The following is a 17934-nucleotide window of genomic DNA, read 5'->3' as shown; positions in this document are numbered from 1 at the left end:
AAAGTATATTACTGGCCGAATAAAAATCGGGATAGCCTTACAATAACAGTGCCAATCCATCATTTGCTTTTCTTGATCGGGGTAACGGGCTTCAATAAACGCAGAAAGACAAATCCGGCGATACCGGCTATCAGGGACGCCGCTATCACGGAAATAATGGAGATGATCTGGTGTTCCCTTTCCACATAAGCGAGCGAAGAGATAAAAATAGACATCGTGAAACCGATGCCGGCTATCAATCCCACGCCTATCAGCTGCATCCACCCCGATTTGGAAGGGAGGCTGGCCAGTTTCAGTTTTACAGCGGAGAAGGACAACAGGAAAATACCCAGCGGTTTACCCAGTACCAACCCTGCAATAATGCCATAACTGATGTCATTATGTAATGCGCCGAGTATATCTGATGGCAGTTGTATGGCAGTATTGGCCAGTGCAAAGATGGGCATAATGACAAAATTCACCGGATCATGGAGGTCATGTACCAGGTCGGCTATTCTGTCCTGCGGTATACAGAATGCCAGCAGTACGCCGGCAATAGTGGCGTGTACGCCGGAGTTGAACAGGCAATACCAGAGCACTACGCCGGGAATAAAATACAATATGGGCCGCTGTATTTTCAGCAGGTTGAACAGGATGGGTATTACCAGCACGCCGCCGGCCATCAGCAGATAATTCATATCCAGGTGCGGCGTGTAAAAGATGGCGATCGTGAGAATGGCGCCAAGGTCGTCGATGATGGCCAGCGCCATCAGGAATATTTTCAGGCTTACCGGCACACGTTTGCCCAGCAGGGAGAGTATACCGAGGGAGAAAGCGATGTCCGTAGCCATCGGGATGCCCCAGCCATGTGAGTATTCCGTACCGCTGTTGAACAGGGTGAAGATGAGCGCCGGGAACAGCATTCCGCCAATGGCGGCGAGCACCGGCAGGATGGACCTCCGTAAGGAAGAGAGTTCACCTACTGTCAGCTCTCTTTTTATTTCCATGCCTACGAGGAAAAAGAACAGCACCATCATGCCGTCGTTTATCCATAACAGGTAGGAATTGGGTAGATGGAGGGCGCGGTATTGATAGTGATGTCCGCCGGCCGGGTCGAACAGGGCGTTCCAGAAGTCGATATAACCCGTCTGCCACGATGAATTCGTCAGTACCATAGACACGACGGTACAGAGGATCAGGATGATACCTACAGCACGGCTGTCTTTCAGGAAAGTGTAAATCGGGGAGAGGAGGGTCTTGAATGCGCTTCTGATCATTTTGTTATTTTAAGTATTTAGTTATTTGGTTATTGAAGAAAGGCCGGCAATCTTCAATAACCAAATAGCAAAATAACTAAATAACCAAATAATTACTGCATAAGTTCATATTTCGTTTTGGGCTTGCGTTTAATGTCCCAGTGGAAATTCTCCAGCTGCAGCTGCTCTTTGGGTCTTTGGGTGAAGGGATATACGGTGCCTTCGGGGTCTTTGATGAGCACTACTTTGTCCACTTCCCCTTTTTTGAAGAATATATTAATGATGGCGCATTGCGCTTTGTTGACGCTCATATACGCGCCACTCTGGTCTTTTACGTAATTGATGGTTTCGGCGTTCCCTTCCACGTGCATCCAGTCCAGCGATTCGCCGAGCACATAGCCAGTGATGGTGTTGCCTTTCACCTGGTTATACATGTCTGGGCCGGCCTCGTTGATGATGAAAGCGTTTTTGATCATCAGCACTTTGTCGGCCGCCTGGTTTTTGGTAAACATCAGCATGGTATCTGCGCTGAGCTGGCTGGTATTATTGGACCACATCACCGGGTCCCGGAAGAAGCGGAAGATGGAGTCTTTGGTAGAGTAGTACACGCTGTCGGCCACTCCCTGCAGGGAGTCGGAGAACATGCGTACGTGGTGATAGGCCAGGATATAGCGTTGGTCGGCGGTGTCTTTGCCCGGAGGGGCGGACAGTGCCATACTGTCTGCGTGGTGTTTGATACCGGGCAGCGAGTCTCTCATAACGACATTGGGCGGCTGCGCCATTTTCACCATTTTTACGCGGCCGGAGTCCAGTTTGTCCCTCGTTTTGGCCAGCACGCTGTCGGCCACGAACATCATAACGTTGCCGGGCACACTGTCCAGCTGTTTTTTAGCGAGGGAGTCGCCCTGGTTGATCAGGGTGATCGGGATATGTTCCCTGGGGGGCCTGACGGTCCTGACGGCGCGCAGCGGCTCTTTCACGGGCTCTTTTTTAAGGCCGGCCACAGATGGGATAGAGAGGCTGTCGCCCGGTTTGATGATGCCTGTAAAGAGGGTATCGGCGGCCAGGTACATGGTGTCTTTGCCTTTTTCCATGATGAGCAGCGGCTTCTGGGTGGCCAGGAGGGTTTTGGCTACCTGGTTGACAGTGCCGTGGTTGGCCAGCAGGGACATTTTACGGACGGTGTCTTTATATACCATGTTACCGGTGGCGTAGGCCATGCCGGTGAGTTTGTCCATTTCGATGTTATCGGCGGTGAGGGTGCCGGTGCTGTCTTCGATGGTGGGGCGGTTGCCGAAGTTGCCATAGCCTTTGTCGGTATCATAGTAACCGCTGGTGGCGTACATAATGCGTTTCCCTTCATTGATGGTGGTGGGTGCGATGATGTTGGCAATTTTTGTTCCGGTATTGTACAGCAGGGCGTCGGTGCTGAGGGTATAATCCGGGTCTACCAGTACCACGTTGCGCTGGAAGTGCATTTCTTTGGTTTCTGTGTAGTAGTATCCCTCGTCGCTGGTGAGGACGCTTTTACCGTTGACCAGGCGGCCTGTTTTCACATAGCTACCTATTTTGGCGTTCATATCGTATTGCAGTTCCGGTCCGGTGATGGTCACTTTGCCGTCGGTGAGGCGGGCGTTTTCCCGGAGGATGGCGATGCGGGTGTTACCGTCGTAGTTGAGGTAGTTACCGTAAATATGGACGCTGTCGGCCTGGTTGATATGTACATTACCGTAGGCGTCTACGATATTGGTTTTATTGTTTTTAACGGCGCTGTCGCAGAAGAACAGGGTGGTGCCCTGTTTGAACCGGGCATGGCCGATAAACCGGGTGACATTGATCGTGTCTTTCTCGATGAGCTGCAGGGTATCTGCCCCCAGGATTTCGATCACGGTCCCTTTTTTAGGCTCCTGCGGCGCCGGGAGCTGGGCATGGGCGGGCAAAATAGCCGCCAGGCACATCACTGCCAGTAAAAGGACTGATCTGATATATTGATTCATGTAGTACTGTTATTGTACCGCTGCAGTATCGGAAGGCAGTGGTTTCGTTTTATCTTTTTTGCCGAACAGGGAGAAATGCACATAACGTTTCGGGTTGACGCGGAGGTCTTCCAGCAGTTTATTCAGGTTGCCGAGAGAATACTGCAGGTTGTTATACACCTTTTTATCATTCAGCAGCAGGCCGGCAGTACCGTCGGTGGTATTGAGTTTGGCCATGGTGGTGTTGAGGCTGGCGGTAGTTTGCTGCAGTTGTTGCAGTGTTTTGTCGATGTTGCCGTTGGCCAGTGCGCTGGTGGCTTTCTGGGCGTTATCGAGGATGCCGCTGATTTTTTCATTGTTAGCCTTCAGGTTGCCGCTGACAGAGGCGAGGTTGTTGACCGTAGCCTGTATATTCCCTTTCTGCGGGTCCAGCATGTTGCTGAGGGAGGCGGAGGTGTGGGAGAAATTGCGCATGGTGGTGTTCAGGTTGCGCATGGTTTCCTGCAGGTTACCTTTGGCGGTGGTGTCGAGGATGGCGCTAACGGCCAGCAGTACGGTGTCGATATTGGACAGGGTGCCTTCGAGTTTTTTCACCAGCGGGGTGATTTGTTCTTTGATGGCGTCTGTCATGGTGCCGTCTACGGCGGCGTAGATGGTATCGCCGTCCGCCAGGTATTCCGTGGCGTTGCCGAGGTCCATCTGGACCGTTTTAGTGCCCAGCAGGTCGCTGCTGATGCGGGCGACGGAGTTGCGGGGGATGTCTACTTTTTTCTTGAGGGTAAGGGTAACCAGTATTCTGGATGGATCGTGGTCCATAACATTCAGCTCCGATACGTTTCCTACCACCAGTCCATTTACCTGTACGGCGTTGGAGGGCTGCAGTCCATTCACCTGTTTATAGACAGCATAGATGGTTTTTGTTTTTGAAAACAGGCTCTTTCCCTTCAATAAATTAAAGCCCAGTACGAGTAAGGTGATACCCAGCACGGTAAGTATGCCTACCTTGGTTTCATTAGATAATTTGAGCATGAGATTCGTATACGTTCACCGCAAAAATAATCAAAAAGCATGCACGGGGCGTAGGTAGCAGAAAATGTTGATAATAAAAAAGGGGAGCGGGGGGGCGGGGGTATCGGGGAGGGGTGGAGGAAGTGATCAGCAGGCAGTTACGAAAGCATCTCTGAACCCGAGCCTGCGGGCTTTTCGTACAGCCGTGGAGGCCTGGCGGTCTGTTTTAAAGTGCCCCCAGGTGTATCGGTGCATTTTTTTTTTATTCAGGACGATCTGTTCGTGACTGATATTTCCGTGGAGCTTCCTGAAAATGGAAGCTCCCGGTGTATATAATTTGTCGGTGGTCATCAGTTGAACGCAGTACTGGTCGTCAGGCTGCGGAACGGAATTTTTGTCTTTACCGGCTGGTTTGCGGATATGATTGAATGCCTGCGGACGGCTGGCAGTGGTTTCTTCGGTGGTAGAGGAGCGGCGGTTGGTAAAGCGTTCCAGCTCGTCGCGGTACCGTTTGATGGCTTTAAAGATGCCGAGGGCCAGTTCCTGTTGTCCGCCGGCGGAGTTGAGGTATTCTTCCTCTTCCGGGTTGCTGATGAAGCCCAGTTCCACGAGTACGCTGGGCATGGCGGTGGCGGAGAGCACCCAGATGCCTTTTTCATTCCGTTGACGGGCGCCTCTGCTGATGCGGCCGGCTTTGGTGAATTCGTCCTCGATGAGGGTAGACAGCCGGAGGCTCTGGTCGAAGTAGGCGTTACGCAGGGTGTTGAGGAGGATGAATGTTTCCGGGTCCTCGTCTGCGAGTTGTTTGGTTTCTTCAGAGTCGGCGTCCAGTACGATCACGGAGTTCTGTTTAAGGGACTCCATTTTGGCGTTGTTCTTACTGGTGGCCCATATGTATGTCTCCGTCCCTTTGGCGTTGCTGGGGTAGTAGGCATAAATGGGTGTTTTTACGGGTATTTTCTTTTTCCCTTTCCTGCGGTACGTGGTCTTGTAGCCGGTTACTTTCCTGATTTTGCCGGTAGAGTTACAGTGGATAGACACGAAAAGGTCCCCTTTGGCGTCGTTGGCGATCTGTGCTTTTTTGCGGGGATCGTCGAAGCGGTCTGTTTTTCGTGTATACACTACCTTTACATCCGGGAGATTGTCTTCCAGGATCTTGCCCAGTTTCAGGGCTACGGCCAGCGTTACCTGTTTTTCTGTGGAGTAGCTTCCTCTGGCCCCGGGGTCTTCACCGCCGTGACCGGCATCAATTACAATAGTACGGATAGGGTTTTCCTGTTTCTTTGAAACTGGATTGTTTTTTGCCTGAATAAAAAAGGTACAGGTGAAAAGAGTTCCCAGTCCTAAAATCCAAAATCGGTTCCAGCGCATGATTCTCATTTTAATGGGTGCTGTTATCACAAAAAATAAAAAAAAAGTTTATCTGTTAAATTAGTAATTCCTTTGCTCCATGCGTGTTTACAGTTATCTTCCCGTCGTTGGCCATCAAACTTTACAAGTTGTGATTTGTAATAAATTGTATAATTTCTTGTAGGTTTGTGCCCGCCTTAACACATGAGCTCTAGCTACAAAAATAATTATAAAAAGTTTTTACGGCAGACATACCTGGCTTTTGCAGGTGTGGTAATTGCCGTTCCCTTTATTATAGATGCATCAGGGGGCGCAAGGCCACAAGCATCGCCGACTTTTAACAAAACTTTGGCAGATACCGTTCCTGCCCGGAAAGACACTGTAAAGCCCGGGGCGCCCAAAGTGACTGCCAAACCGGGTGCTGACACCAACGTGGTATCAAAAGGCCAGGATACTACCGGAGCGGTGACCGTGGACACCGTTTTTATCCCCAAAGTGTCCAAAGATACGCTGGATGCGCCGGTAACCTATAAGGCAAAGGATTCTATTATCCTGATGGTGCCCGACAAACGCTTTTACCTGTATGGTACTGCCAGTACCAAATATAAAACGATCGACCTTTCTGCCGAAAAAATGAATTTCGACCAGGCTACGGGCGTGCTGGAGGCCACCAATGCCAAAGACACCGCAGGCAAGATCATTGGCCGGCCCGTGATGAACGACGGCGGGCAGAGCTTCGAGTCCGACACGCTCCGGTACAATTTTACCTCCCAGAAAGCAAAGATCTATAATACCCGTTCCCAGTACGGCGAAGGTTATATTCATAGTGAACTTACCAAAAAGGCCGCGGATAATACCATTTTCGGCTTTAAAAACGGTTATACCACCTGTAACCTCGATACGCCGCACTTCAGCTTCCGGGCCCGTAAAATAAAGGTTATCCCTGACAAACTGGTGATTTCCGGGCCGGCAAACCTGGAAATTATGGGAATTCCCACCCCGCTGTACATCCCGTTTGCCATTTTCCCGATCACGCAGGGCCAGCGTTCCGGTATCCTGCCACCGCAGTACGTGGTGAACCAGCAGAAAGGGATGGGCCTCGAAAACGGCGGTTACTACTTCGGGCTGGGAGAGCACCTGGACCTTACCCTGCGGGGAGACGTTTACTCCTATGGCAGCTGGAGCCTGACGGCCAGCCCCACTTACCGCAAGCGGTATAAATATAACGGGGGCCTGAACCTGAGCATCGCCAATACCCGCTTCGGCGACCCTGCGGTACCGTCGGAGTTCACCAAGTCCCGCGACTTCCGTATTACCTGGAACCACAGCATGGACAGCAAAGCCCGTCCAGGGGTGAACTTCGGCGCCAGCGTGAACTTTGGCAGCTCTTCCTATAACAGGTTCAACGTATTTGACTATAGCACCCGTGTCAACAACAACATCGGATCGTCTATCACCTTCTCCAAAACATGGCAGGGCAAGCCTTACAACCTGACCCTGGGCCTGAACCACTCACAGAACCTGGCCACCCGCGACGTGTCTATCTCTTTCCCGGACGGAACCTTTACGGTCAACACCATCTACCCGTTCCAGCCGAAAGAAATGGTAGGCACCCCTAAATGGTACGAAAAAATCGGTGTTTCCTACAACGCCGTATTGCGTAACCAGGCCAGCTTCAAAGACTCCCTGTTCGGTAAACAGGCTATGTTCGACGCGATGCAGACGGGCATGCAGCACACCATACCGGTGTCTTTCTCCATCCCGATCCTGAAAACGCTGACCCTGTCGCCGGGTATCAACTACAGCGAATACTGGTACACCAAAAAAATGACTAAACGGTGGAGAGAAAATAAACTTGTTTCCAAAGACTCCATCGGCGGTATCGATACCAGCTACCAGGCCGGCTTCTTCACTGCCCGTGATATCAACGTGAGCGTGTCGCTGTCTACCGCCGTATATGGTATGTATGCTTTCAGTAAGAATTCCAAAGTGAAAGCTATCCGCCACGTGCTGCGCCCCACCGTCAGCGCCAGCTACCGCCCGGACATGTCTAGTCAATACTATTATTATTACTATTACAACCGTCTCCACGATTCTACCAGGGTGTCCTATTTCGATGGCTCCATTATCGGGGTGCCCTCACCCGGCGCCTTCGGAGGTATTAACTTCGGACTGGACAACAACCTCGAGATGAAGGTATTTTCCCGGAAAGACACGTCGGGCAACCACGAGAAAAAGGTGAAACTGCTGGACGGCTTCGGTATCAACGGTAGCTACAACCTGGTGGCGGACTCCTTTAAGCTCTCCAATTTCAGTCTCTACGCCCGTACCAACCTGTTCGACAAGGTGAATATCTCCGCCAGCGGTACCCTGGACCCTTATGCGACCGACGGCCGCGGCCGCCGTATTGACAAATTCGTGTGGCAGCAGGGAAAAATCAGCCTCGGCCGGTTGACCAACGCCAGCATCTCCCTGAGTACTTCTTTCCAGTCGAAGGATAAGAAAGGGCAGGACAAACAGAAAAAGATAGATTCCCTTGAAAATATTTCCAACGCAGATGCCGCCATGGCCGCGCAGCAGCGGCAGCTGCAGATGATGCGCAACAACCCCGGCGAATACGTGGATTTTGACATTCCGTGGCGACTGGACCTGTCTTACAGCTTGTCGTACACCAACCAGCTGATTCCCGACTCCGGCGGCGTCATCAAGCGTATAACCCAGTACGTTAGCTTCAACGGCGACTTCAGCCTCACTCCCAAATGGAAAGTGGGCCTGAACAGCGGCTTTGACTTTACCAATATGCAGATCGCCTATACGAACATGTATATATCGAGGGACCTGCACTGCTGGCAGATGTCCATTAACCTGATCCCGTTTGGCACCTTCCGGCAGTTCAGTATCACCATCAACCCGAAAGCCGGTATCCTGCGTGATCTGAGGATTAACCGATCGCGGCAGTTCTATGATTTTTAGATTTTTTGATTTACGATTTTTTGATTTCGAGATTTATAAAAGCAGCGAAGTTCCGACGATCTTCGCTGCTTTTTTTTAAAATATCAACATCAAAAAATCGTAAATCCGTAAATTCCGGTGTTATTTTCTCTTCTTTTCAGACGATCTCTACATGATAATGATTTCATAATATTAAACCCGTCTATGTATTTTTAATTTTATTTCCTGTTGTGTAATTTAAAGTCGATATCGATCTGCCATAATCCAATGATCTGATGAAGCTAACCGGAGTCAACGAGGAAACGTTATGGAATAACGTGATAGCAGGCGATCAGCAGGCTTTCAGGGTACTGTATGAAGCGTCGGCTGATATGCTCTATGCCTATGCATTGCGGTATTTTCCCGATAAGGAGATGATCATGGACAGTATTCATGACCTGTTTACTGACCTGTATCTGCAGCGTAGCAACCTGGCGCGGCAGGTCAACATCCGTTTTTACCTGCTGGTTTCTTTCCGGCGTAAACTGAATGCTTCCCTGAAGAAAAACGCGCGCTTCTCGCTGCAGGCGGATATGACCCGGGCCGAAAGCTATTTCCAGCTTACTTTTGAGGCCAACGATGCGCAAAGCAGGATCATTGCGGAGGAAGAGCAGCAGGGGGCCTTACGCAGGCTGGCTGCCGAGATGAACAAGCTACCGGCGCGGCAGAAAGAAATTCTTTATCTGAAGTATAACTGTGAACTTTCCTACGAGGAGGTAGCACAGCTGATGCAGATTTCCGTACCTACCTGCAGGACCCTTGCCTACAGGGCTATCCGCCAGCTGCGGCAGGATATGCCGGTCACCACTATCCCGGCCTTCAGCATGTTGCTGTTTACCTGTCTGAAAAATTTTTAAGATTTTTTTCCAAAACAAGTCTATAAAAACGAAACAGCCTGCTCTGTTATATAGGGGCAAATAATAGCTATGGATATTAACAACCATTCATATGGTAAGGAAGACGACCTGCCGGAAGGCGCGGGCGGCGACAAAGAGAAAATGATCTCCATCGTACGTGCGTCCGGTAACGAGCAGTTATCCATAGCGGAGAAAGCCGGTCTGTGGGAACGTATTGCCGCCGACATCACGCAGCCGCCCGTGCGGCTCTGGTGGCGGTCGTGGAAAGTAGCCGCTGCCGTAGCTTTGCTGCTGACGGCCGGAATGGGCTGGTGGCAGTGGCAACGCACGCAGGAAGCGCTGCCGGCGCTGGTGGCCTTCGCCAGCGGCCAGACTTACACCCGGGGCGATTCCACGGTGACCCGTATGATACTGGGCAACCAGCAACAGCTGAACATCCGCAATACGCATGCGGCCATCACCTACCAGGCAAAAGGCACGCAGTTACGCATAGACTCGCAGGAGATACGGCAGGAGCTGGCCGCGGGCCGGCCGGTGTTTAACACGCTGCTGGTGCCTTACGGCAACGTGGCGTCGCTGCAGCTGGAAGACGGCACCAGGGTATGGCTCAATGCAGGGTCCCGCCTGGTGTATCCTGCGGCATTCGCAGCCGGTCGCCGTGAAGTGTTCCTGGAAGGAGAAGCTTATTTTGACGTAGCCGCAGACGCGGACCGTCCGTTTAGCGTATACGCCAACGATATGAAGATCGCTGTACTGGGCACGGCGTTCAACATTTCTGCTTACCGGGAAGATGCTGCCTCGCAGGTAGTCCTCGCCAGCGGCAGCGTACAGCTGGAAGCGTTCAGGGGGCCGGGGAAAGCAGCCGCGCCGGTACAGCTGTCACCGGGTAACAGGGCCTCATACGCCGGCCGGGATGGCCAAATGACAGTGGATAATGTGAACGTGGCCGGGCACATCTCCTGGAAAGACGGGATTATTGTAGCAGAACACACATCATTACATGAAATACTCAGAAAACTATCCAGGTATTACAATCAACCAATAACAACAGACGCGCGGTCGGGCAATGAAACATTTTCGGGTAATCTTGACCTGCAGAAAACACTGAACGATGTACTTGACATAATAGCAGCTTCCACTTCATTGAAGTACGAAAAGCAAGGGGGGACAATCATTTTTAAAACCAGATAAACATCAGCGAAAAGCCGAAAAAAACCGGAAGATGCGGTAACATCTTCCGGTGAAGACTGCCTGCGGTAACAGGCGGCCCGGTTAACTATTTCATTAATTAAACCAAACAAATGTATGCAAAAATTTTACGTTTGTTGGCGCTACCTGCCCGTGGGCATAGTGCCAGCCAAATTATGGCATGTTATGCGGCTAATCATAATCCTGTTGTTCGTAGGGCTGGTGAGCGCCTACGGAAAAACCTACTCGCAGAATACCCCGCTCCATGTGCGGGTGACCAACGCTCCGCTGCCGGAGCTTTTCCGCCAGATACAAGCGCAGAGCAACTGGCGTATTTTCTACAAAGATGAACTGTTGCGCGGTGAGAAAAACATCACGCTGCACCTGCGCGGAAAAAGGCTGGTGGAGGTGCTGGACAAAGCCCTCGACGGTACCGGTCTCGGCTATACGATCGTAGGCACGCAGGTGGCGATCGTTCCCAAAGAAGAACAGCCGGTACGGCCGCTGAAGCTCGCGCGGGAAGACAGTATGCTGACCATCAAAGGCCGTGTGTACGATACCCATGAGCCGCCCGTAGCGCTGCCCGGCGTTTCCATCGGCGTCAAAGGCACTTCCCGTGGCACCACCAGCGATGCCGATGGTTATTTCACCATCCAGGCGCCCAGAAATGCTACGCTGGTATTCAGCCTCGTAGGATTTATCGCGACGGAATATAATGTGCTGCGCAGCAACAACGGTCTTTCCATCTCATTGAAAGAAAAAGTGTCCGCCCTCGATGAAGTTGTGGTGGTGGGCATTACAGAGCAACAGCGTAAACATATTGCCAGTTCGGTAGCTTCCCTGAATGTAAAATCGGCGATGAGCGGCAAGCCCATCACCACCATTTCGCAATCGCTGCAGGGCGGTGTGACCGGTCTGCAGGTAAGCCAGGCGTCCGGTCTGCCCGGCGGAGATGCGGCCACCATCAAGATACGCGGTATTACTTCTCTCAATGGTTCCAATCCGCTGGTGCTGGTAGACGGCATCCCGATGGACATGAACTTCATAGACCCGCTCACGGTAGAAAGCGTGACCGTACTGAAAGATGCGGCCGCCGCCTCTATCTATGGCGCCAGAGCCGCCAGCGGTGTTATCCTCGTCACCACCAAACGCGGTACGCCCGGCCGTGTGGCCGTTACCTATGACGGTTACTACGGCGTGCAGTCACCCACTAAAATGCCCGCACTGGTAGACGCTCCACAATATATGCGCATGTACAATGAAGCCCTGGCCAATTCCGGTAAAACACCCCTGTATTCCGAAGACGATATTCAACAAACCATCGCCGGCACCGACCCGGTAAAATACCCGAATACCGATTGGCAGAAAGTCATTGTCAACAAGAGAGCGCCTATCACCAGTCACTCCGTAGGCGTGAGCGGCGGTAACAGCCTTGCCCGCTTTGCGCTGAACGCCAATTACCAGTACCAGGATGGTATGACACCGCTGACCAGCAGCAGGAAATATAATATCCGCGCCAACACGTCCGTGTCGCTGACAAAAAATTTCCAGATCAATATGGACCTGCTGGCCATCAAACGTAATATCCTGCTGCCCAACAGAACGCTGGGGCATGACGGCACCCGCCTGCTGGAAGACGTGTTCCGCGTACCGCCTACCATTCTGCCCAAATATCCGCAGAAAGAAGGCTCCTCCGAGATCTACGGCCGTTACGTGGATATCGTGAACCCGCTTGCCTATGCTGAAAAAGGCGGCCGTTTTGTCAACGAATACGGACAGTCCAGCATTAACCTGCAACCGAAGTGGGAAGTGATACCGGGACTGAACCTGCGGGGACAGTTCAGCTATCGCCTCAACAGCGACCTGCTGGGCAGCCTGCGGGACAACTATAACTTCTTCGACTATTACACCGGCCAGTTGCTGCAAACGTGGACGCAGCAGCGCGCTTATGCACAGGCGAGGACTACGTACTACTACATTGCCGCCAATGCCGATTACACGCTCGATGTAAAAGATCATCACTTCTTCCTGATGGCGGGTTATTCGCAGGAAGAAAAAAATACGAGTGCCAGCTCGGCCGGAACGTATTTGTATATCAACTCCCTGTTGTCGTCCTATGCCAAGTTGAATTACTCTTACCAGGACAGGTATCTGCTGGAGCTGACCGGCCGAATGGACGCATCTTCCAAATTTGCCAAAGGGCATAAATATGGTTTCTTTCCGTCCGTAGCGTTTGGCTGGAACATCAGCAAAGAGAAATTCATGTCTTCCGTGAAAGCGGTCAGCAATATGAAACTGCGCGCTTCCTACGGGCAGCTGGGCAATGAATCGGACGTGGACCTGTATCAGTATCAAACCACGATCAATTCCGGTTCCGGCCTGGAGACCAACTACGGTAACCCGGACCTGAGCTGGGAAACAGTGAATATGGCCGATGTGGGGTTAGACATCGGTTTGTTTAACAACAAGCTGGAGATCGTGGTGGACTATTACAACAAGCTCACCAAAGACATCATCCTGCGTCCGCCGCTGTCCTATACCGGCGGCTTTGAAGACAAAGTGCCCATCAACGCCGGGAAGCTGCGCAACACAGGCTGGGAGGCTTCCGTGAATTATAACGGCAACATCGGTAAGAACGTGGCGGTGTCTTTACGGCCGGGCGTGACCTATAACAAAAACGAGATCGTGTCGCTGCTGAGCGGCCCTTATGTGAGCTCCACTTCTATTCAGCAGGAGGGCGGCCCGTACGGAGGCATCTTCGGTTACAAAACCGCGGGACTGCTGCAGGAAAGCGACTTTGACAAGGATGGCAACCCGCTGATACCGGTGTTGCCCGGCGCCCAGCCGGGGGATATCAAATACCTCGACCTTAGTGGCAATAAAGCTATTGACGGGTCCGACCAGACGTTGATTGGTAACCCTATCCCACGCCTGAATTACTTCGCCAATTTCCGGGTGGCGTATAAAAATTTCGATCTTGAGTTTTTGTTGCAGGGTACCGGTAAATCTGACGTAGTGCTGGAAGGAATGCTGGCGTTGCCGATGGACAACAGTAAAGACGGCGGGGTGCCTACCCGTTTTTATGCCGACAACTACTGGACACCTCAACGTACCAGCGCGATGTTCCCGCGTTTGAACACGTTGCCCACCAATAACAAGTTATCCTCTGATTTCTGGTTTCAGAACGGAGCATACATGCGGGTGAAGTATATCCAGCTGGGGTACAATTCGCAGGCCGACTGGCTGAAGCGCGTTGGTATCCGTGGCTTGCGGGTATACGTGAACGCACAGAACCCGATCACCTTTACGAAGATGAAGCTCACTGATGCCGAAAGCCAGGGAGATCAGTGGACCTATGGTATCATGAAGGCATTTATTGCCGGTATTAATGTTCAACTTTAATAATGGTCGTATGAAAAAGATATATGCAGTCATTTTTTCAGCCGTGATGCTGACATGCAGCAGTTGTGAAAAGTTTCTCACCCATGATGACCCGGTGAGTGTGACGGATGATAACTGGTGGAAGACAGAAGCCAATGCCACCGGTGCATTGGGGTCGGTGTATGCCGGTCTGCCGGGTGGTTCCAGCGGGCGGCAGCTGATGTTCCTCTCCGCTTTGAGTGATGAGGCTGTGGCACGCCAGGATACCCGCGGCGCCTATGAGGCGTACGCCAAAGGATTACAGAACAGCAACTGGGACGTGGCGTTGAACCTGTGGCGGGACGATTATAAGGATATCCGCCGCGCCTGCCGGTTCCTTGAAAACGTAGACCGCTGTTATATGGATTCTTCGCTGAAAGACCGCTACAAATATGAGGCGAGGGCCATGCGCGCTTATTATCACATGGAGATGATGCTTTTCTTTGGCGGCATTCCGATTGTGACGGAATCGCTGGAGCCGGCCAATAGTAATACTACCCGTAACTCAGAAAAAGAGGTGTATGATTTTGTGGTGAGCGAGCTGACAGCTTGCGCGCCTCATTTGCCGGACGTGTATAACAATAATGAAGCGTGGCGTATTTCTTCCGGTGTCTGCTGGGCGCTGATAGCCAAGCTGGCGATGTTTTACAAGCAGTATGAAACAGCGAAGATGGCTGCGCAGAAGGTGATTGACCAGAACGTGTATAAGCTGTACCGCAGCACCAATACGAAAGTCAACAGTTTTGCGGAGCTGTTTACCTATGCCGGTGAGTTGAACAAAGAGCGGGTATTTTTCCGGGACAACGGTTGCTCCAATGCGTGGAGAACATTTGCACCTTATGGCGTGGGAGGACAGACAGTCGTATCGCCAACGATGAAGCTGGTCAACAGTTTTGAGACGCTGCAGGGTAAAACACTGCAGGAGCTGGGGCCTGATTCGCTGGCTTTATACCAGAAAGATCCTTTCTACAAAAACAATCGTGATCCGCGGCTGGTAGCTTCTGTGCTGGTGCCCGGGCAGGTGTATGAAAAGGATACGCTTCGTCCGTTTGCCAGCGAGGGCAGTGACCGTATCGGCATCCTTAACAGCACCGCCACCGGTTTCTGGGTGAAAAAATATCTCGATCCCAAAGACCGTAACGGCGCCAGTCCTTCGCTGGATTATATGATCATCCGTTATGCCGAGGTGTTGCTGAACTATGCCGAGGCATTGGTGGAGCTGGGCGACTGGCAGAACCCTGATGTGATCAACCATCTGAATGATATCCGTACGCGTGCAGGCATGCCCGTAGTGGATGCAGGCAAGTATAATACGCAGGAGAAGCTGCGGCAGCTGATACGCCGCGAGCGTACCGCCGAGCTGGCGTTTGAAGGCGCGCGTTTTTATGATATCCGCCGTTGGGGTATACTGGGGGATGTAATGAACGGGCAGGTGCATGGCGCTGTGGACCCTGCTACCGGGGCGCCGGTGCTGGTGGAGACGCGTTCCTGTAATGTGGAAAGGGATTTCCGTTATCCTATTCCATTGAACGAGCTGTTAGCGAATCCGAAGATGACGCAGAACCCTTTGTATTGATATTATCGCTATGCCCATATGAAAGAACCCGTTTGATGTTACTCAAACGGGTTCTTTGTTTTTATTGTTCTGTGATTACAGTTTATCCTTTGTTGTGACGTAGTAATCCTGCATCAGCTTAAATACTCTCTCTTTCAGCGCCGGCAGGTCGTCGCGCGTCATGCCGGTGGTGGGGATGGGAGGAAGTACGTGATAGTGGATAGGATGTGGCCACGCGAAGAATGTTTTGCCGGGAGGTTGTATTTTCCTGGTGTTGAAAAGCAGGGAGGGCATCAGTGGCGTCTGGGTATCTATGGCGAGCGCGAAAGCGCCGTCATAGAATGGTTTCAGCGGATCGGCGGTGCGGTTGCGGGTACCTTCGGGTAGAGCAACATGTGGATGCCGAGGCTGAGGGCATGTTTCATGTCCACGACGCTTTGTTTGCGGCTGGCTTCACTGCTGCGGTCTACCAGTATGCTGCCGATTTTGTACAGCACATTGAATACCGGTATTTTAGCCATGGAGGCTTTCGCCAGTGTTTTATTGGCCCCGGGGACATAACCGGTGGTAACGGGGATGTCCATCAATGCGTTGTGGTTGCAGACGATCACATAGGTTTGGCCGGGGGCAAAATATTCCTGGCCTTTCAGCCTGGCCGGGCATCCTATCAGCGGCAGGTAGATATTCATCCACCGGCGGCCGATGGCGATGAAAAAGGCGGTAGGCTTGGGCTCTGGCCAGAGAGAGGCGATTAAAATAGGGATAAAGACGATCATCATTGTGATGATGAACAGCAGCAATGCGTACAGCGCATAAATTCTTCCCAGTATATTTTTTAGCATAACAGAGAGGTTATCGTAAAGATACTGATAGTATGCCAATGATCAGAGGCGCCAGTCCACCGGTTCGATACCGGCTTTCAGCAGGAGCTCGTTGGTTTTGGAAAAATGTTTGCAGCCGAAGAAGCCGTTGGCGGCGCTGAAAGGCGAGGGGTGGGCCGCTTTCAGGATATGGTGGCGGGTAGCGTCTATCAGGATTTGTTTATCCTGTGCGAAGCGGCCCCACAGCAGAAATACCACATCGTTTTTCAGGTCTGATATTTTGCGGATGACAGCGTCGGTAAAGTTCTCCCAGCCGATTTTGCTATGGGATGCCGGTTCGCTGGCCCTTACCGTCAGGAACGCGTTGAGCAGGAGCACGCCGTGTTCCGCCCATTTGGTAAGGTTGCCGCTGGTGGGTATGTCCAGGCCGAGATCGGTTTGCATTTCCTTGTAGATGTTGCCCAGCGACGGCGGCGGTTTGATGCCGTCCGGTACGGAGAAACTGAGGCCATGTGCCTGTCCGGGACCATGGTAGGGGTCTTGCCCTAAAATCACTACCTTTACTTTGTCGAAAGGCGTTTGTTGGAAGGCGTTGAAAATGTTGTTACCTGCCGGGTAGATGGTTTTCCCCAGTGCTTTCTCATGTTTCAGGTGCATCACAATCTCCGCAAAATAGGTTTTGTTGAACTCATCTTTGAGTATTTCTTTCCAGCTTTCTTCGATCTGTACGTCCATATTTTTCAGTCAGTATTTTAGAAAAATTAAATTAAATTTGATTTATTGGAAAAGATTTCCATAAATTTGCACTCCCAAAATGAGAGATAAATATAGGAATTTATTTCACATTGACGGAAAAAACAAAATATAAGTCTCGGTAGCTCAGCTGGATAGAGCAACTGCCTTCTAAGCAGTAGGTCATTGGTTCGAATCCAATCCGGGATACAAGGAAGAGGAAAACAGCGAAAGCGGTTTTCCTCTTTTGGTTTTTGGAAGTACTCCATTGGTACTTATTGCAGATTATCTCTACTAATCACCTCGCAGCCCTCACCCAACGCGGTGCATTACCGGTATTCTTTCTCAGTATCATATTTAACTGTGCTGCATGATGCTGTACATGCCGCATATTGTATAAGAACAATTCCAGGACAGGCATTACTTTATTGCTTTCTGTTTCTACCCATAGCTGTGCGAAATCATCTTCCGTCATTTGAAAGATCAGGTCATGGCATTTTTTTCTGCTTATCTGCAAATAGGCCAGTATTTCTTCTTTACTGTAAAGCCTGTCCGGCACAAGGTCGTCGATACCTTCCTCCGGAATATCATCACTGAGCGTGAAGGAAAGCGGAGAGGTAAGCGGCCCTGCGGGGATGGTCAAATAATAGTCCAGGAACACGGCCACATGATAGGAGATATAGAAGAACTTTTTCTGTTCGTTCCAAAGCGTTTCGGGATAAGCTGCGATGGCGTTGGTCAGCATATCGATGCTGCCACCAAATTGTCTCCATAAGCTTTCCCGGATAGTCTGTATCATGA

Annotated in this window: 13 protein-coding genes and 1 tRNA gene; 6 read left to right on the top strand and 8 right to left on the bottom strand. The window is 51.3% G+C overall.

The annotated features are described in order from the left end of the window. Positions 1-59: 59 nt before the first annotated feature. From nhaA to HF324_RS24235, 4 genes are all read right to left on the bottom strand, one after another. Positions 60-1256 carry a Na+/H+ antiporter NhaA gene (nhaA, locus tag HF324_RS24250; protein ID WP_168861039.1) on the bottom strand — a complete coding sequence of 399 codons (1197 nt, stop codon included), beginning with the start codon at positions 1254-1256 and terminating at the stop codon, positions 60-62. Between the two features lie 92 nt (positions 1257-1348). Beyond that, positions 1349-3232: an OstA-like protein gene (locus HF324_RS24245; protein WP_168861038.1), complete on the bottom strand. Its 1884-nt coding sequence runs from the start codon at positions 3230-3232 to the stop codon at positions 1349-1351. 9 nt (positions 3233-3241) lie between these two features. Beyond that, positions 3242-4240, bottom strand: a complete 999-nt coding sequence (locus tag HF324_RS24240; RefSeq protein ID WP_168805186.1) for an MlaD family protein — start codon at positions 4238-4240, stop codon at positions 3242-3244. A gap of 126 nt (positions 4241-4366) precedes the next feature. Next, positions 4367-5590 (bottom strand): N-acetylmuramoyl-L-alanine amidase family protein, encoded by a 1224-nt coding sequence (locus tag HF324_RS24235; RefSeq protein WP_168805184.1) that lies wholly within the window; start codon positions 5588-5590, stop codon positions 4367-4369. Positions 5591-5917: 327 nt separating this feature from the next. On the opposite strand from HF324_RS24235, the gene HF324_RS24230 reads away from it, so the two are divergent. The 5 genes from HF324_RS24230 (at position 5918) to HF324_RS24210 (ending at position 15601) form a co-directional block, all read left to right on the top strand. Then, positions 5918-8542, top strand: a complete 2625-nt coding sequence (locus tag HF324_RS24230; RefSeq protein WP_168861037.1) for a putative LPS assembly protein LptD — start codon at positions 5918-5920, stop codon at positions 8540-8542. Between the two features lie 254 nt (positions 8543-8796). After that, the gene (locus HF324_RS24225) at positions 8797-9417 is read left to right on the top strand and encodes an RNA polymerase sigma factor (RefSeq protein WP_168805180.1); all 621 of its coding nucleotides are present in this window, start codon (positions 8797-8799) and stop codon (positions 9415-9417) included. A 69-nt stretch (positions 9418-9486) separates the two neighbouring features. Beyond that, positions 9487-10608 (top strand): FecR family protein, encoded by a 1122-nt coding sequence (locus tag HF324_RS24220; protein WP_168805178.1) that lies wholly within the window; start codon positions 9487-9489, stop codon positions 10606-10608. A gap of 183 nt (positions 10609-10791) precedes the next feature. Next, on the top strand, positions 10792-14007 hold the full coding sequence (locus HF324_RS24215) for a TonB-dependent receptor (RefSeq protein WP_220100825.1): 3216 nt from the start codon (positions 10792-10794) through the stop codon (positions 14005-14007). A gap of 10 nt (positions 14008-14017) precedes the next feature. Beyond that, complete coding sequence (locus tag HF324_RS24210) at positions 14018-15601, top strand: RagB/SusD family nutrient uptake outer membrane protein (RefSeq protein WP_168805174.1); 1584 nt, start codon at positions 14018-14020, stop codon at positions 15599-15601. Between the two features lie 75 nt (positions 15602-15676). On the opposite strand, the gene HF324_RS33690 is transcribed toward HF324_RS24210, so the two are convergent. The 3 genes from HF324_RS33690 to ung are packed head-to-tail and all read right to left on the bottom strand — an operon-like array spanning position 15677 to position 17136. Next, complete coding sequence (locus HF324_RS33690) at positions 15677-15874, bottom strand: hypothetical protein (RefSeq protein ID WP_258539188.1); 198 nt, start codon at positions 15872-15874, stop codon at positions 15677-15679. A gap of 53 nt (positions 15875-15927) precedes the next feature. Further along, positions 15928-16422: a lysophospholipid acyltransferase family protein gene (locus tag HF324_RS24205; RefSeq protein WP_258539187.1), complete on the bottom strand. Its 495-nt coding sequence runs from the start codon at positions 16420-16422 to the stop codon at positions 15928-15930. A 42-nt stretch (positions 16423-16464) separates the two neighbouring features. Next, on the bottom strand, positions 16465-17136 hold the full coding sequence (gene ung / locus HF324_RS24200; RefSeq protein WP_168805170.1) for a uracil-DNA glycosylase: 672 nt from the start codon (positions 17134-17136) through the stop codon (positions 16465-16467). A 133-nt stretch (positions 17137-17269) separates the two neighbouring features. Here ung and HF324_RS24195 point away from each other — a divergent pair. Further along, a tRNA-Arg gene (locus HF324_RS24195) sits at positions 17270-17343 on the top strand. Between the two features lie 88 nt (positions 17344-17431). On the opposite strand, the gene HF324_RS24190 is transcribed toward HF324_RS24195, so the two are convergent. Beyond that, positions 17432-17932, bottom strand: coding sequence for a DinB family protein (locus tag HF324_RS24190; RefSeq protein ID WP_220101233.1), 501 nt, complete (start codon positions 17930-17932; stop codon positions 17432-17434). Between the last annotated feature and the right edge of the window lie 2 nt (positions 17933-17934).

It is taken from the genome of Chitinophaga oryzae, from assembly GCF_012516375.2.
Lineage (GTDB): Bacteria > Bacteroidota > Bacteroidia > Chitinophagales > Chitinophagaceae > Chitinophaga > Chitinophaga oryzae.
This window is presented reverse-complemented; position numbering and strand designations above follow the sequence as displayed.

Coding starts and splice junctions, on each gene's coding strand:
- HF324_RS24220 (WP_168805178.1), top strand. CDS start 9,487: ATGGATATTAACAACCATTCATATGGTAAGGAAGACGACCTGCCGGAA.
- HF324_RS24190 (WP_220101233.1), bottom strand. CDS start 17,932: ATGATACAGACTATCCGGGAAAGCTTATGGAGACAATTTGGTGGCAGC.
- ung (WP_168805170.1), bottom strand. CDS start 17,136: ATGGACGTACAGATCGAAGAAAGCTGGAAAGAAATACTCAAAGATGAG.
- HF324_RS24245 (WP_168861038.1), bottom strand. CDS start 3,232: ATGAATCAATATATCAGATCAGTCCTTTTACTGGCAGTGATGTGCCTG.
- HF324_RS24235 (WP_168805184.1), bottom strand. CDS start 5,590: ATGCGCTGGAACCGATTTTGGATTTTAGGACTGGGAACTCTTTTCACC.
- HF324_RS24210 (WP_168805174.1), top strand. CDS start 14,018: ATGAAAAAGATATATGCAGTCATTTTTTCAGCCGTGATGCTGACATGC.
- HF324_RS24215 (WP_220100825.1), top strand. CDS start 10,792: ATGCGGCTAATCATAATCCTGTTGTTCGTAGGGCTGGTGAGCGCCTAC.
- HF324_RS33690 (WP_258539188.1), bottom strand. CDS start 15,874: ATGCCCTCCCTGCTTTTCAACACCAGGAAAATACAACCTCCCGGCAAA.
- HF324_RS24240 (WP_168805186.1), bottom strand. CDS start 4,240: ATGCTCAAATTATCTAATGAAACCAAGGTAGGCATACTTACCGTGCTG.
- nhaA (WP_168861039.1), bottom strand. CDS start 1,256: ATGATCAGAAGCGCATTCAAGACCCTCCTCTCCCCGATTTACACTTTC.
- HF324_RS24205 (WP_258539187.1), bottom strand. CDS start 16,422: ATGCTAAAAAATATACTGGGAAGAATTTATGCGCTGTACGCATTGCTG.
- HF324_RS24225 (WP_168805180.1), top strand. CDS start 8,797: ATGAAGCTAACCGGAGTCAACGAGGAAACGTTATGGAATAACGTGATA.